The sequence below is a fragment of the Aquamicrobium sp. YD-1-mutant5 genome, assembly GCF_059509755.1.
Map to the genome: position 1 here is coordinate 14,712 of NZ_JCAKKP010000004.1, position 15,659 is coordinate 30,370.

General features: G+C 63.4%; 15 protein-coding genes. 8 read left to right on the plus strand and 7 right to left on the minus strand.

The features are described from left to right. Positions 1 to 4: 4 nt before the first annotated feature. Together AC5XE7_RS07835 and AC5XE7_RS07840 are read left to right on the plus strand one after the other, a co-directional pair. Complete coding sequence (locus tag AC5XE7_RS07835; protein WP_495365556.1) at positions 5 to 1,042, plus strand: DmpA family aminopeptidase; 1,038 nt, start codon at positions 5 to 7, stop codon at positions 1,040 to 1,042. A 54-nt stretch (positions 1,043 to 1,096) separates the two neighbouring features. Next, positions 1,097 to 1,897 (plus strand): M55 family metallopeptidase, encoded by an 801-nt coding sequence (locus tag AC5XE7_RS07840; RefSeq protein WP_495365557.1) that lies wholly within the window; start codon positions 1,097 to 1,099, stop codon positions 1,895 to 1,897. On the opposite strand, the gene AC5XE7_RS07845 is transcribed toward AC5XE7_RS07840, so the two are convergent. Then, the gene (locus AC5XE7_RS07845; RefSeq protein ID WP_280198907.1) at positions 1,884 to 2,819 is read right to left on the minus strand and encodes a LysR family transcriptional regulator; all 936 of its coding nucleotides are present in this window, start codon (positions 2,817 to 2,819) and stop codon (positions 1,884 to 1,886) included. The two genes, AC5XE7_RS07840 and AC5XE7_RS07845, sit on opposite strands and share 14 nt — an antisense overlap. 198 nt (positions 2,820 to 3,017) lie before the next feature. Here AC5XE7_RS07845 and AC5XE7_RS07850 point away from each other — a divergent pair, with 198 nt between their 5' ends. The 6 genes from AC5XE7_RS07850 (at position 3,018) to AC5XE7_RS07875 (ending at position 10,045) form a co-directional block, all read left to right on the plus strand. Beyond that, entirely contained in the window at positions 3,018 to 4,646 is a 1,629-nt protein-coding gene (locus tag AC5XE7_RS07850; protein WP_495365558.1) for an amidohydrolase, read from the plus strand. Between the two features lie 75 nt (positions 4,647 to 4,721). Beyond that, positions 4,722 to 6,314, plus strand: coding sequence for an ABC transporter substrate-binding protein (locus AC5XE7_RS07855; protein ID WP_495365559.1), 1,593 nt, complete (start codon positions 4,722 to 4,724; stop codon positions 6,312 to 6,314). Between the two features lie 104 nt (positions 6,315 to 6,418). After that, positions 6,419 to 7,354, plus strand: a complete 936-nt coding sequence (locus AC5XE7_RS07860; protein ID WP_183825998.1) for an ABC transporter permease — start codon at positions 6,419 to 6,421, stop codon at positions 7,352 to 7,354. A 5-nt stretch (positions 7,355 to 7,359) separates the two neighbouring features. Beyond that, positions 7,360 to 8,181, plus strand: a complete 822-nt coding sequence (locus AC5XE7_RS07865) for an ABC transporter permease (RefSeq protein ID WP_495365560.1) — start codon at positions 7,360 to 7,362, stop codon at positions 8,179 to 8,181. Beyond that, positions 8,178 to 9,086, plus strand: coding sequence for an ABC transporter ATP-binding protein (locus tag AC5XE7_RS07870; RefSeq protein ID WP_495365561.1), 909 nt, complete (start codon positions 8,178 to 8,180; stop codon positions 9,084 to 9,086). The genes AC5XE7_RS07865 and AC5XE7_RS07870 overlap by 4 nt, the downstream gene beginning before the upstream one ends. Then, a complete protein-coding gene (locus AC5XE7_RS07875; protein ID WP_495365865.1) occupies positions 9,086 to 10,045 on the plus strand; it encodes an ABC transporter ATP-binding protein in 960 nt (319 codons plus the stop codon). The genes AC5XE7_RS07870 and AC5XE7_RS07875 overlap by 1 nt, the downstream gene beginning before the upstream one ends. A 101-nt stretch (positions 10,046 to 10,146) precedes the next feature. Here the strand turns inward: AC5XE7_RS07875 and AC5XE7_RS07880 are convergent, their stop codons facing one another. The 6 genes from AC5XE7_RS07880 to AC5XE7_RS07905 all read right to left on the minus strand — a co-directional run bounded on the left by AC5XE7_RS07880 (position 10,147) and on the right by AC5XE7_RS07905 (position 15,645). Continuing rightward, complete coding sequence (locus AC5XE7_RS07880; RefSeq protein ID WP_495365562.1) at positions 10,147 to 11,049, minus strand: DMT family transporter; 903 nt, start codon at positions 11,047 to 11,049, stop codon at positions 10,147 to 10,149. Between the two features lie 388 nt (positions 11,050 to 11,437). Then, positions 11,438 to 12,187: a siderophore-interacting protein gene (locus AC5XE7_RS07885; RefSeq protein WP_495365563.1), complete on the minus strand. Its 750-nt coding sequence runs from the start codon at positions 12,185 to 12,187 to the stop codon at positions 11,438 to 11,440. A gap of 21 nt (positions 12,188 to 12,208) precedes the next feature. Next, positions 12,209 to 12,871 (minus strand): O-methyltransferase, encoded by a 663-nt coding sequence (locus AC5XE7_RS07890; protein ID WP_183826013.1) that lies wholly within the window; start codon positions 12,869 to 12,871, stop codon positions 12,209 to 12,211. 16 nt (positions 12,872 to 12,887) lie between these two features. Beyond that, positions 12,888 to 13,640: a heme ABC transporter ATP-binding protein gene (locus AC5XE7_RS07895; RefSeq protein WP_495365564.1), complete on the minus strand. Its 753-nt coding sequence runs from the start codon at positions 13,638 to 13,640 to the stop codon at positions 12,888 to 12,890. Beyond that, entirely contained in the window at positions 13,637 to 14,740 is a 1,104-nt protein-coding gene (locus AC5XE7_RS07900) for a FecCD family ABC transporter permease (protein WP_495365565.1), read from the minus strand. The genes AC5XE7_RS07895 and AC5XE7_RS07900 overlap by 4 nt, the downstream gene beginning before the upstream one ends. Next, entirely contained in the window at positions 14,737 to 15,645 is a 909-nt protein-coding gene (locus AC5XE7_RS07905; RefSeq protein ID WP_495365566.1) for an ABC transporter substrate-binding protein, read from the minus strand. The genes AC5XE7_RS07900 and AC5XE7_RS07905 overlap by 4 nt, the downstream gene beginning before the upstream one ends. Positions 15,646 to 15,659: the final 14 nt, after the last annotated feature.

A 15,659-nucleotide genomic window follows, 5' to 3' on the forward strand; every position in this document is an offset into this window, starting at 1 on the left:
CACGATGAGCTCAGCACGGCATTTTGGCCTTACGGTCGGGCAGTTGCCCACCGGTCCGCACAATGCCATCACCGACGTCGCCGGTGTCATGGTCGGTCACAGAACGCTGTCCGGCAATGGTCTGGCAACGGGCGTTACAGCGATCCTTCCGCATGGCGGTGATCTGTTTCGCAACAAGGTCCGGGCCGCGGTGGAGATCATCAACGGCTTCGGCAAGTCGGCCGGGCTGATGCAGGTGGCCGAACTCGGGCTCATCGAAACGCCCATTCTGCTGACCAACACCTTTTCCGTGGCCCCTTGCATGGAGGCGCTGATCAGGCGGGCTGTCGGGGCAAACCCGGCCATCGGGCGGGAAACCTCCACGGTCAATGCACTGGTCTGCGAATGCAATGACGGAGCGATCAACGACATTCAGGCCATGGCGGTGACGCCGCAGGATGCCTTCGCGGCGCTGGATTGCGCGGCATCCGGCCCGGTGGAGCAGGGCAGCGTCGGCGCGGGATGCGGCATGACCTCCTTCGGCTTCAGGGCCGGCATCGGCAGCGCGTCGCGGCAGATCGGGATCGCAGACGCTTCCTTTGTGCTCGGGGCGCTTGTGCTGTCCAACTTCGGGCGGGCGGGCGACCTGATCCTGCCCGACGGGCGCCGGCCTGATCCTGAACGTCTGTCGCAGGCCGAAAAGGGATCGATCATCGTCGTTCTCGCCACCGACATTCCGCTCGGCGACAGGCAATTGCAGCGGCTGGCTCGCAGGGCAGGGGCGGGCATCGCCTCGCTGGGCTCGTTCTGGGGCCATGGCAGCGGCGATATTGCCATTGCCTTCACCACGGCAGATCATGTGGCCCATAAGCCGAAACAGGCTTTCCAGTCCATCGGGCGTCTGGATGACGACCAGATCGACAAGCTGTTTCAGGCAGCGGCCGAAGCGACTTCCGAAGCCGTGCTGAACGCCATGTGCGCAGCCAGGGCGACGATCGGGCGCGATGGCCGGCGTTTCCCTTCCCTCGCCGACTGGCTTGCGGCATTTGCCCCGGACACATAGGCGCGTAAGCTGCCGTGCGATGGTAATTTCGTCTGCAGGAGGGGTTCCGGAACCATGAAAATCTTCATCTCGGCCGATATTGAAGGCACTGCCGGCATTCTGACGTGGAGCGAGGCGGAGCGCAGCCATGCCGACTACGCCGAGTTTCGCGCGCTGATGACCGCAGAGGTCGTGGCGGCCTGCGAGGGCGCGCGCGCTGCCGGCGCAACCGAAATCCTCATCAAGGATGCGCATGACAGCGGCCGCAACATCATTCTCGACCGTTTGCCCGCCTGCGCACGCATCGTCAGAGGCTGGCCGGGCCATCCCGATTCCATGATGTTCGGGCTGGATTCCGGTTTCCGCGCCGCGCTCTGCACGGGCTATCATTCCAAGGCGGGCACGGAAGACAATCCACTCGCCCACACATCCAACCTGCGCATTTCCCGCCTGATCCTGAACGGTGAAGTTGCTTCCGAATTCACCGTCAATGCGCTGTGCGCGGCGCGCCATGGCGTGCCGGTGGCCTTCATTTCCGGAGATGCCGGCATCTGTGCCGACGCACGCGCCATGGTGCCGGGAATTGCCACGGTCGAAACGCTTCAGGGCTTCGGCGCTGCATCTTTGTCGCTGAGCCCGGCAGCCGCGCGGGCGGCAATCGCCGAGGGGGTGGAAAAGGCACTGGGAAAAGCCAGCCTCCCGGATCTTCCGGCCCTTCCGCAAAGCTGCGAGGTCGTCATCGAGTTCAACAATCCTGTCGATGCCTATCGCGCGTCCTGGTATCCGGGCGCGAAGGCCAGCGGCCCGCGTGCGGTGGCTTTCAGCTCCGCCGATTTCTTCGAGATCCAGCGGGCATTGCGCTTCATGAATTCCTGAGCGCAGGCTCGCCGGCCGCCCGCCACAGCGCTTCCACCATGGGGCCTGACTTTCCGGTGCTGCGGTAAAGGCGGATTTCGAGATCGAGGGACCATGCCGGGTCTGCCGCGCACAGCACAAGCAGCCCCTGTTCCAGCTCCCTCTCGACGAGGCTCTGCGGCAGCCAGCACAGGCCGGCCCCGGTCAGCGCCAGTTCCTTGAGGCTGGCACTGATCGTGCTTTCATGGACGGTGGAGCGCCGGAATGGAGGGTTCTTCGCGAACATGCGGCACAGAGCGACACCGAAGAAGGAACTGTAACCGTAGCCCAGATAAGGCACGGCCAGCTTCGAGGAACCGGAGCGGTCCAGCAGGCCGGCCATCGGGGTGATTTTCCTGTCTATGCGCAATTCAGGTGAGGCGACCGGGATGAGCCGGTCGGTCCCGATGGCGATCGACGCGAACTTCTCGCGATCGAGGTGAAACGGAACTTCACGATGGGTGTAGGTGAGAAAGAAATCCGTCTCGCCGTCCGTCAGCGCCTGCAGATTGGCCTCGATGCCACCGCGGTCCGCAATGAAGGACGTGCCAAAATGGCGCGCGCGCGATTGCAGCATCTGCAGCCAGCCCGGAAAGAAGGTGACGGTGAGCGTGTGCAGAGCGGCAAAGCGCACCAGCCCCTGCTCGGCCGGCGGGCGCAGCGTTTCGCGAACCGAGCTGAACATGCGGATGGTGTCCTGGGCAAGCGGCAGAAGATTGCGCCCGGCGGGTGTAAGCTCTGCCGGCATCGTGGCACGGTTGATCAGTGGCGCGCCCACCCATGCTTCCAGTTGACGGATGCGCCGGCTGAATGCCGGCTGCGTGACATTGCGTATTTCGGCTGCGCGCGAGAAACTTGATGTATCGGCAAGCGCGACGAAATCCTCAAGCCACTTTATTTCCACGCCGGGTACCTTCCCTTGTGTCTGCGGACAGACACCAAGCCGTATATTTCTATACTTTTCATGTATTATGCAAATAATGCATAATACCTTGCCAAAACCGTATTGGCCATGTCGGTTTTCAACCAGCACCTTGGAAAAACGACGCTCAATGTGATCCTGCATGCCGGCAGGGCTGAGCAGAAGTGTAGGGGAGGTTGAATGACATCTCTACCGGTGGCGGATCTGATCCTTCACAATGGTCGGATCTGGTGCGGCTACACCGATGGCTGGGCAGAAGCAGTTGCTGTCTGGCAGGGCAAGGTACTAGCAGCCGGCCGTGATGCCGAAATGATGGCATTGGAAGGCCCCGGAACGAAAACGATAGATCTTGAGGGGCGCTTTGCCTGCCCGGGTCTCAACGACAATCACCTTCACCTGATCTCGACCGGCCTGACCATGGGATGGGTGGACGTCACGCCCGCGGCCGCGCCGACATTGCAGGCGCTGCTCGACCGCCTTTCCGAACGGGCCGCGGCGTTGCCGCAGGGCGCATGGATCCGCGCGCGCGGCTACGACCAGACAAAGCTCGACGTCGGCCGCCATCCGACGCGCGAGGAGCTTGACCGCGCCGTTCCCGGCCATCCGGTCCTCGTCACGCGCGCCTGCGGCCACGTCTCGGTGGCGAATTCCATGGCGTTTTCGCAGGCCGGCGTAAGCGACGGGGCCGAAGCGCCGGACGGCGGCGTCATCGGCAAGGCGAACGGCAGGCTCGACGGTTTTCTGGCCGAAAACGCGCAGAACCTGATCACGAAAATCATACCCCACCCCACGGTGGAGGAACTGATCGAGGCGATCGAACGCGGTGGCAGGCATCTGCTTTCGTTCGGCATCACAAGCTGCATGGAGGCCGCGCTCGGCCATGTCACCGGCTTCGACGAGATGAAGGCGTACCAGCTGGCAAAGCTTGCGGGGCGGCTTCCGGTGCGCGTGTGGCTCACGCTGATGGGCGATCCCGGCGTCTCCATCGTGGAGGATTGCTGGAGCGCGGGCCTCGTCACCGGAACGGGCGACGACATGATGCGCATTGGCGGCGTCAAGCTGTTCCTCGACGGGTCGGCAGGTGGACGTACTGCCTGGATGAGCAAGCCCTACAAGGACGAGCCGGACAATATCGGCGTGCAGATGCTGCCCACGCAGGAAGTCGGGCGGCTGGTGATGCAATGGCACCGCTGCGGCTATTCGCTGGCCTGCCATGCCATCGGCGACGCGGCGATCGACCAGCTCGTCACCGCCTATGAAAAGGCGCTGGCGCAGATGCCCGATCCGGACCGCCGCCACCGCGTCGAGCATTGCGGTTTTCTGGCTGACGGCCTCAACGAGCGCATGAAGGCGGCGGGCATCTATCCGGCTCCGCAGCTCGCTTTCGTGCATGATTTCGGCGACAGCTATATCAGCGTCATGGATGAGGAACGTGCACGTTCCTGCTATCCTTCCGCCACATGGAAACGCATGGGACTGGGCGCATCGACGGGGTCGGATTCACCGGTCTGCTCGCCCAACCCGTTCCCGAACATCCATGCAATGATCACCCGCCAGACGTGGAAAGGCACGGTGATGGACGAGGCCGAGCGCCTTGCCCCGGACGAGGTCTTGCAGGCCTACACGGAAGGCGGCGCCTTCATGGAAAAGGCAGAGCATGTGAAGGGCCGGCTGGTGCCCGGCCAGCTGGCCGACATTGCCGTTTTCAATCAGAACTTGCTGGAAGTCGCACCGCACACCATACTCAACGACACGCACTGCGTTCTGACAATTCTGGGTGGAAAGGTGGTCTTCGACAGCCGCGGCTGAAGTGGCTGAGGTCTGAAAACTCATAAAAACGCGGCCACCATTCAAGGCGGCGCATGCAACAAGGGGAAAATCATCATGTTCAGGAGATTCACACTCGCGGCCTTTCTTTGCGCCAGCGTTTCGGGCCTTGCACTGGCCGAGGAGCCCAGACAGGGCGGCACTTTCAACTTCACCGCGCCTTATGGATCGAGCTTCGCAACGCTCGATACGCATGCCAGCCCCAACATTCAGGAAGAGTTCATAACGCAGGCGATCCATCGCTCGCTCTACGCCTGGGATTCCAACAACAACGCACCTGTTCCTGAACTGGCGACCAGCGTCGATGAATCCGAGGATGGTCTGGTCTACACCTATCATCTGCGCAAGGACGCGAAATTTCACAACGGCAAGGCACTGACGGCTGACGACATCATCTACAGCTACAAGCGCATCGCCGACCCGAAGAACGCCTTCCCCGGCGCCAGCTATGTCGCCATCATCAAGGGGGTCGACGACTTCGCCGCCGGCAAGAGCGAAGACATATCCGGCCTGAAGAAGATCGATGACAACACGCTGGAGATCACCTTCGCATCGCCGGTCAATCCGGGCTTTTCCCTGATGCAGAATACAACGGCGATCTATCCCTCCAACGTGGAGGATGAGGCGACCTTCGCGACGGCGCCCGTCGGCCTTGGTCCGTTCGTTTTCAAGGAACACATCCCCGGCTCGCAGCTTGTGGTGGAGAAGTTCGGGGACTTCTATGAAGAAGGCAAACCCTATCTGGATCGCGTCAACATCATCCTGATGAGCGAGGACAGCGCTCGTGACGTTGCCTTCCGCAACAAGGAGATCGACGTCTCGGTTCTTGGCCCCACCCAGTATCAGGCCTATCAGCAGGACGATGCGCTGAAGGATCACCTGCTTGAAGTGGCGGAAGTCTTCACGCGCAATATCGGCTTCAATCCAAAGGTGGAAGCGCTCAGGGATAAGCGGGTAAGACAGGCCATCAACCATGCGATCAACACGCCGCTGATCGTGGAGCGCCTCGTCAAGAACAAGGCCTATCCGGCAAGCGGCTGGCTGCCGATTTCCTCGCCCGCCTTCGACAAGGACAAGGCGCCCTACGCCTTCGATCCGGACAAGGCGAAGGAACTGCTCAAGGAGGCCGGCTACGAAAACGGCTTCACGTTCGAGGTCACCGCAAGCCCCAACGAAAGCTGGGGCGTGCCGATCGTCGAGGCGATCCTGCCGATGCTCCAGAAGGTCGGCATCACGGTCAAGCCGAAGCCGGTGGAAAGCTCGGCGCTGGGCGAGGCGGTGACCACCAACAATTTCGAGGCCTTCATCTGGTCGAACCAGACCGGCCCGGACCCGCTGGCGGCCATGCGCTGTTACTGGTCGAAGACCGCGCAGTCGGCCTGCAACTACACCAGCTACTCGAATCCGGAGTTCGACAAGCTCTACGAGGCGGCGCGCGACGAGCGCGATCCGACCAGGCAAACGGACCTTCTGCGGCAGGCGAACAACCTTGTGCAGGATGACGCGCCGGTGTGGTTCTTCAACTACAACAAGGCGGTGATGGCCTACCAGCCATGGGTGCATGGGCTGGCGCCGAACGCAAACGAGTTGGCGCTTCAGCCTTATGAGGATATCTGGATCGACGACAGCGCCCCCGACAATCGCAAATAGCGATGCGCAGGTAATCCGCCGGTCGGGTTGCGGCCCGCCGAAAGAGCTTTTCCCGGATATGGCTGACATATCCGGGATCAGCCTCACACCAATCGGGACCAGCGATGCTTCGGTTCACCATCCGCAGGGTGCTGCAGATCATTCCCACCATCGTCGTCGTGGCACTGCTGATTTTCGTCATATTTTCAGTGGTGCCGGGCAGTTTCGCCACCAGTCTGCTTTCCGATGGCAAGACGGCTCCGGACCCGCAGCTCATGGCCCGGCTCAACGAGCAGCTTGGCCTCGACAAGCCGGTGCATCAGCGGTTCATCACCTATGTGGGTGACCTTGCGCAGCTTGATCTCGGCACATCGTTCCGCACGCGGCGGCCGGTGCTGGAACTGATCAACGAGCGCATCTGGGCCTCGCTCCAGCTTGCGGTGGCGGCCATGATCTTCGCCGTGGTCGTGGCCGTGCCCCTGGGGTTTCTCGCCGCGCTGCGGCCCGGCTCCATCCTTGACACCGTCACCATGGTGGGGGCGGTTTCCGGCCTGTCGCTGCCCCAGTTCTGGCTCGGCCTTCTGCTGATGTATGTGTTTGCGCTGCAACTGAACTGGCTGCCCTCTTTCGGCTATGGCGACGGCTCGCTGCGCAATCTCATTTTGCCTGCCATCACGCTGGGCGTCACGCCGCTGGCGCTTCTGGCGCGCACGACGCGGGCCGGGGTGCTCGACGTGCTCAACGGTGATTTCGTGCGCACGGCCCATGCCAAGGGACTGAGCGAGGCGCAGGTGGTGCGCCGGCACGTTGCCCGCAACGCGCTGGTTCTCATCATCACCACCGTCGGCCTGCTGTTCGGCTCGCTGATCGGGCAGGCTGTGGTGATCGAAAAGCTCTTCGCATGGCCGGGCATCGGCTCGCTGCTCGTCGACAGCGTTGCGATGCGCGACATCCCCGTGGTGCAGGGCACCATCCTCGTCATCGTCGTGTGGTTTCTGGTCATCAATACCGCGGTCGATATCGTCTATGCGCTGGTCGATCCGCGCATCAAGCAGGAGTGAGCGGCATGAAGCTGGGCTTCAACCTCATTCTCGGCGGGCTGCTCACCGCGCTGGTCATTCTGGCGGGGCTGCTGGCCCCATGGCTTGCCCATTTCGATCCGGTGCTCGACGCCGACCTGATGAGCGCGGAACTGCCTCCCGATGCCACATACTGGTTCGGAACCGATGCGCAGGGACGCGACGTCTATTCGCGTATTCTCTACGGGGCGCAGATTTCGCTCACCGTCGGCATCGTTTCGCAGATCATCAACACCATCATCGGCGTCGCGCTGGGGATGTCGGCGGCCTATTGGGGCGGCTGGTGGGACGACCTCGTCAACGGCCTCACCAATGTGATGCTCGCCATTCCCTCGCTGATCTTCGCGCTGGCGGTGATGGCCGTGCTCGGCCCCGGCCTGGTGTCGCTGCTGATCGCGCTTGGCCTCACCAACTGGAGCTGGACCTGCCGCATCGCGCGCTCTTCCACGCTGTCGCTGAAATCGCTCGGCTATGTGCAGGCCGCGCAGACGCTCGGCTACAGCGACCCGCGCATCATGTTCACGCAGATCCTGCCCAACATCATGGGCCCGGTTCTGGTCATGGCAACACTCGGCATGGGCTCGGCGGTGTTGTCGGAGGCTGCCCTTTCCTTTCTCGGGCTCGGCATCCAGCCACCGTTCCCAAGCTGGGGCTCGATGCTCACCGATGCGCGCCAGATGATCCAGATCGCGCCGTGGACCGCCATCTTCCCCGGCATGGCGATCTTCTTTGCCGTGCTGGGGTTCAACCTTCTTGGCGACGGCCTTCGCGACATGCTCGATCCGCATATGAGGACCCGGAAGCTGTGAAACCGCTGCTCGACGTCAGGAATCTGGAACTGGGACTGCGTCATGGCGGTCAGGCCCATCGCATCCTCAAAGGCGTGTCGTTCCAGATCATGCCCGGCGAGACCTATGGGCTGGTGGGCGAATCCGGCTCTGGAAAATCGGTCACCTCGCTGGCCATCATCGGCCTTCTGAAGAAGCCGCTTCAGATACTGGGCGGCGAGATCTTCTTCGAAGGCCGCAACCTGCTTGCGCTGCCCAGACGCGAGATGCGCAGCCTGCGCGGCAACCGCATCGCCATGGTGTTTCAGGAGCCGATGAGTGCGCTGAACCCGTTGCAGACGGTGGGACGGCAGATCGCCGAAATGTATGTCCAGCATCAGGGAAAGAGCTGGGCGCAGGCGGAGAAAATGGCGGTGGAGGCGCTGGCCAGCGTGCGGGTGCCGACGCCCGAGCGTCGCGTGCGTGACTATCCGCACCAGATGTCGGGAGGCCTGCGCCAGCGGGTAATGATCGCGATGGCCCTTGCCTGCGATCCGGCACTGCTGATCGCCGACGAACCAACCACCGCGCTCGACGTTACCGTGCAGGCGGAGGTGCTGAAGCTGATCAGGGAACTGTGCGCCGAACGCGGTACAGCGGTGCTGTTCATCAGCCACGACCTCGGCGTCATAGCCACCATGTGCCAGCGGGTGGGTGTGATGTATGCGGGCTGTCTGGTGGAGGAGAATGCCACCCGCGACCTGTTCGTCAGCCCGCAGCATGAATATACGCGCGGTCTTCTGGGAGCGCTGCCGAAGCTGGGGTCGCGCCGGCTGCACGGGCGCCAGCGGCTGGTCGACATCGACAGCTTCATCGCCGATCGCTCGCGGCTGACCGAGACGCGCTTCATTGCCCCCCGAAACCCGGTATCCGGCGAGGCAGGATGATGGGCGCGCCGCTTCTGTCTGTCGAAGACCTGCATGTGCGCTTTCCGCTTTCAGGTAGCTGGTTCGGGCGCGGGCGAAAGATGCTGCATGCCGTCAACGGGCTGAGCCTCGATCTGGCAAAGGGCGAATGCCTGTCGATCGTGGGCGAATCCGGCTGCGGAAAATCAACGACGGCGCTCTCCGTGATGGGATTGCAGGAGCCGTCGGAAGGATCGATCCTGTTTCGCGGCAAGCCGTTTTCAGGGTCGCAGGCGCCATCGCGCATGGAGCGCGCCATGGCGGCACAGATGGTGTTTCAGGATCCCTATGCCTCGCTCAATCCGCGCCAGACGGTGTGGCACTCGCTGGCTCAGCCGCTCCGGCTCCATAACGTCACGGCCCGTTCGGAACTGTCGGATCGGATCGAGCGCGTGATGCACAGCGTGGGGCTGACGCTCGAGCAGGCAGAGCGCTATCCGCATGAATTTTCCGGCGGCCAGCGCCAGCGCATCGGCATCGCGCGCGCGCTCATCCTGCAACCCGAAATCGTCGTGCTCGACGAGCCCGTGTCGGCGCTCGACGTCTCGATCCGCGCCCAGATCATCAACCTTTTGCTCGACCTTCAGGAGGAGTTCGGCCTTTCCTATCTGATGATCAGCCACGATCTGAGCGTGGTGGAACATATGAGCGACCGGGTTGCGGTCATGTTCTTCGGCCAGATCGTGGAGACAGGTCCATGGTCGGCGATCTTCTCCGATCCGGTCCATCCCTATACGCGCCGCCTGATCGCAACTATCCCCGATCCCGGTGCGGTGCTGGGCCTGAGCCGGGAAGCTGTCGTGGAGGGTCCCGCGCAGGCCCCGGCAGGCTGGATCTTCGCCGATGACGGCTCATCCGCACCCGATGTGACGGTGGCGCCGGAACCTTCGGAACTGGTGGAGATCAGCCCCGGCCATTTCGTGCGTCTGGCGCGCTCATAGACACGGTTTTACGGATGCACGCGCCGGAGGCTGTAGGCCGTCACCTGCACGGCGTGAATGACTGTGGAAATCATGAACCGCAAGCATCCATGAAAACCAGCCTATCTCTTGCGCTGTGGCAGCGCCACCACGCAGGCCGCTGCGGTCATCAGCGCAAGGCCGATGAAATCGGCAAGCGAAGGCGTCTCCCCAAGGAAAATAACAGAGCTGAAAACGCCGATCGCAGGCACCATCAGCGTTGACAGGCTGACCGTACCCGCCGGCAGGCGAGCCAGCATGCGGTACCACATCAGGTAAGCGACACCTTGCGAAAACACGATGTGATAAGTCAGAGCGACCCATATCCGTGGCTGGAAATTTTGCACGGGCAGACCCTGAGACAGAACCCAGGGTTCAAAAATCAGCATCCCGGCGGCTGATGCCAGCGCACCGGCTGCGAGCTGCCAGCCAGCGATGCTCATCGGTGGTGCGGAAGTGGGAAATCGTTTGATGACAATCGTACCGAACGCCCACGAGATACCGGCAAGCAGAGCCAGGAACAGGCCAAAGGAGAATGTGCCTTCCACGATCAGCGGCCACCCCAGCGACACCAGTCCCGCAATGCCGAATCCGAGACCGATCAGGCGTTGCCTGTTCAGCTGCTCGCCCAGAAATATACGCGCAAGGATGACGGTCCATATGGGAAGCGTGAAAGTCACGATGACCGCGCGGGAAGTCGGCGCGGCCAGTTGGGCGAATGCCAGCAGGAGATTGAACGCGGTTATGGTGAAGAAGCCGGCGGCGAAGACCGGAAGCATCTCTGATCTCTTCAGCAGGAGCCGCTGTCCGAACAGACGGGCCATGAAGAACAGAAAAAGCGCACCTGACCCCATTCCGATGGCGCGAAAGGTCCATGGCGGAAATGCAAAGAGAGAAACTCTCACCGCCGGCCAGTTCAGCCCCCAGAGCGTGGCAAGGGTCAGGACCGCCAGCAGGTCTGTCCAGCGTCTTGGCATTACCGGCATTTCAAATCTTCTCCCGCAAGCCCGTCATGAAAACCCGATTGCCGACCTTCCCCCATCAGAGGGCCTGTGTGGTGTGCCATGCGCAGGCATCGCATGGCATAGCGCGCCTTCCTCAACAAACGGCACCCTGTTCATGGAGATCGGCTCAACGAGAAGCCGTCATCGCAATTCACCCTCGGGAGAGGCGAATTGCCAACGCCGGTGTGCGGGAACACGGGCGGTTCATTCTGAAGAGACCCTGCTCTGCCGTCAGAGTCTCCTGCCGCAATTTTGTTTTTGTCGCTGCACCCAGACAAGATCGCTCGTTCAGACCCGCAAGCGTGTCTGAACGAGCAATATGAAGGGCAGGTACTTTCTGCACTGAGAGTTTGAGGTTTCGGCCTTCCGCTCAGTCGTCGACGTGATCGTGACCGCCGATGCGGCCGGGTCGCCAGTAGCCTTCGGACGAGATCTGTGATTTTTCCAGGCCGCGCTCGACAAGGTGGCGGCGCTGCGCCCGCACATTGCTGGTCTCGCCGATGATGTAGGCATGGCCACGGCCTTGCGGCAGTTCGAAAGCGGCCAGCCGGTCGAGCAGCAGCGTGTTCGGCCCTGCTTCCTTGCCGCCGCGATCGACCCATGTCACGGATGCCGCGAACGCCTCCGGCACCTTCTGACGATCGTCGGGGCCGCCAACCTCAAGGAAAACATGCACCTTCGCGTTTTCCGGCAGGCTTTCCAGCATATGCAGGATGGCGGGCAGGCAGGTTTCGTCGCCGCAGAACAGATGCCAGTCGGCGGTTTCGTCTATCACCGTGCGCCCACGCGGGCCGCGCACCTGCAGCATGTCGCCCGCTGCCGCGCGACGTGCCCACTCCGGGGAAGGCGTGGTGCCATGCAGCACGAAGTCCATCGCAAGCTGTCGTTTCTTCCTGTCGAAGCTGCGGATGGTGTAATCGCGCCGACCGGTGCCGCCCTCCGGAAGAGGCATGGCCAGCACCAGCGCCTGCCCCGGCCGGTAAGTCATCTCGTCCAGATTGTCGCCCGTGAACACCACGCGGCGCATGCGCGGCGTAACATCGAAGGCTTCGACCACGCTCAGCGTCCATTCGGGCAAAGGAGGCCGCTTGCGTGGGGCCTTTTCGGTCTGTTGATCCATGATATCTGCCTTATCCAGGTTTCAGGAAAGCACGAGAGACTGGCTGGCCAGCCCCTTGTGGAAGCCGAGCAGCGTGGTGAGGTAGCGCGGGCTGGAGTCACCGACATAGGCGAGGAAGCCTTCATCCGGCGGCAGATGATCGGCATTGTCGGCAATCACCAGCGCGCCGGGCCGAAGCCTGTCTTCCAGCATTTTCAGGATTTCGATGTAGAGATCCTTTGCCCCGTCAAGGAAGAGCAGGTCGATGGGGCCTTGCACGTCGGCCAGCGTCTGCAGCGCATCGCCGGCGCGGATTTCGACGAGCGGAGCGAGCCCCGCATCGGCGAGATTGGCGCGTGCCTTTTCCACCTTGTTTTCATGGAATTCCGAACCTGTCACCCGGCCGCCCGTGTCAGCCGCTGCTGCCGCGAGATATAGCGTGGAAATGCCGAAGGAGGTGCCGAACTCGACGATGTTGCGGGCATTGATCGCGCGCGCCGAGGCATAGAGAAAACGCCCCATGCGCGGCCCGATCGACAGGTAGTTCGTCTTGTGGCGTTCGGAGGTGCGGAAATCCAGCGTGTGGACGGGAGGCGCACTGTCGTCGCGCGGTGCGGCCGCCTGTGCCTCGCGCATGGAGCGGGCGGCGGCATGTTCGCGAGCGAGGATCGCGGCGACGTCGGCCCGATGCAGAGTGCAGGTCATGGGAAGCTCCTTGGTTTCAGGTAGTGAGCACGACCGGGCAGCCGCGCACCGGATGTTCCAGTATCCGCACCGCCTGCCGGTAGACGTTTTCGATCAGGTCCTGACGCAGCACCTCCCATGGCGGACCATCCGCTGCGACGCGGCCCTGCGACAGGAGCACGATCTTGTCGGCATGGGCGGCGGCCAGATTGAGGTCATGGAGAACGGCCACGACGGTCGCGCCACCGGCTGCCATCTCGCGTGCCATGGCCAGAACCCGCTCCTGATGGCGCAGGTCGAGCGCTGCGGTCGGCTCGTCCAGCAGCACGACCGGTGTGGCCTGCGCCACGACGCGCGCGAAGGTGGTGCGCGCCTGCTCGCCGCCGGACAGCGTCTGGGCATTGCGGAACGCCATGTCCCGCACCTCTGAAGCGTTCATGGCGGCAAGCACGGCGCGCTCGTCCTCATCGGGCGGCAGGTCGCGAAAGGCGCGGCCCATGGCGACCACCTCCTCGACGGTGTAGCCGAAGCGGATCACCGACCCCTGCGGGAAGACGGAACGGACCTGCGCCAGCTCACGCACCGAATAGGCGTGAACCGCCTTGCCGGCCAGCTCGACCGATCCCTTGTCCGGCTTGCGATCACCGGCGATGACGGAGAGCAGGGTAGACTTGCCGGCGCCGTTGGGTCCGACAAGCGCTGTCAGCGTGCCGGGTTCGCAGCGGGCAGACACGTTCTCCAGCAGATTGCGGGTGCCGACCGTAACGGTGATGTCGAAAATGTCGATCATGTCGGCGCGATCCCGAACCTGCGGCTGCGGTAGATCATCCACAGGAAGAACGGCCCGCCCAGCGACCCCATGATCACCCCGATCGGCACTTCGGAAGGCGGGTCGAGCGTGCGCGCGGCAAGGTCCGCCAGCATCACCAGCAGTGCGCCGCCGGCGGCGGAAAAGGGAATGAGCAGCCGGTGCGCCGGGCCGATCATCAGCCGGAACAGATGCGGCACGACGAGGCCGACGAAGCCGATGGTGCCGTTGAAGGAGACGGCAGCCGCCACCAGCAGGGCGGTGACGAAGATGAGCTTGCGGCGCAGCAGGGTGACGTCGACGCCGAGATGGCGGGCCTGCCGCTCCCCCAGCGCGAGAAGATCCAGCGGGCGTGCCCAGCGGCAGAGCAGGGCGATGCCGATGATCGTGGGCGGAGCGGATATGGCAACGGTAAGCCACTTTGCGCTCGACAGCGACCCCATCGACCAGAAGGTGAGGCTCTGCAGCTGATCGGCGGTGGCAAGATAGGTCAGGTAGCCGGCAAAGGCGCCGCCGATGGCGTTGACGGCAATGCCGACCAGCAGCAGTTTCGAATTGTCGCTGCCTTCCTGTCCGGGACGCGCCAGCGCGTAGATCAGGAAGGTGGTGCCGACGCCTGCGAGAAATGCCCCGACTGGCAGGGTCCACATGCCGAAGGTGGAAATCTGGAGAACCACCACCATGATGGCGCCGAGCGAGGCTCCGCTGGAGACGCCGACGATGCCTGGGTCCGCGAGCGGGTTGCCAAACAGCCCCTGCATGGCGGCGCCGCAGGTGGCAAGGCTTGCCCCGACGATGACGGCGGTCAGCACACGTGCCAGCCGCAGATCCCAGACCACGGCCTGATTGAGAGCGGCTGTCTGGTCGAGCGGAGCTGAGCTGAAGCGTGAGACGACGGCGTCGAACACATCGCCCGGCGACAGGGAAACGGCACCGATGGCAATCGAGGCGAAGAAGGCAAGGACCAGACAGGCGCCCATGCACAGCGCGATCAGCGGCGTGCGGTCGGCAGGCCGCGCCAGCCGGTCGGGCGGGCGGTCGGCCAGTTGGTCGGCCGGTCGGTCGGTTCGCGTGTTGCTCAAGGGAACATCTCGTGCAGGGCGCGCGACAGCGCACGCGTCGCGATGCCTGAAGAGGCGGCATCCGCCCGCACATGCAATTCGCGCATGATGATGACGTTGCGGTTGCGCCCCGCCGGGGTCAGGGAGACGCCCGGATAGGCATCCCAGATGCCGTCCAGATCGCCGAAGGCCGGCAGTTCCGCCTCGGAAATGAGGATGACATCCGGCGCCATGAGAACCATGCCTTCGGGGGTGACGGGCCTGTAGCGGTCGCGGCCGACCTCGGCTGCTGCATTGATGGCGCCCACCCGCAGGATCAGATTGTGGACAGCCGTTTCCGCGCCGCCGGCCGTGAAGCTGGTGCCTGCTCCCATCTTCGAGGCATGGACGATGCGCAGGGGCCGCCCTTCGACGGAAACAGGCTCCATGGACTTGTAGTCGGCTTCCATGGCGGCAATCAGTTTTTCGCCGCGCTCCTCCAGGCCGAGCAGAGCGGCAAGCCGGGAGACCTTTTCCGTAGCCGGCAGGGTGCGGTCGATCAGGTCGGTGCGGATGCCAAGTCCGGCCAGCCCGTCCAGCAGACGCTGGTTGATGACCGTGGAGCCGATCACCAGCTGCGGGCGCATGGCCAGCACACCTTCCACACCTGCCCATTCGCGCACCTTGTGGGGGGTGTCGTCAATGCCGGGCAGATCGATGTCGGCCGGGCGTGCGAGAATGCGGTTCGCCGCGCCGAGCGCGACCATGATCTCGACCAGATCGGCGCCCAGCAGCACCACGCCGCGCCCTTCCGTTGCCGTCCCGCCGGGTTCCGCTGGCTGATAAAGTTGCGGATAGGGCTGTTCGCCGGACAGGTCGACAGTGGTGGCCGAAGCATTTCCCGCGAGCAGCGCGGACATCAGGCAGGCCAGCAGGGCAAAACGCATGAATATCACCTTTG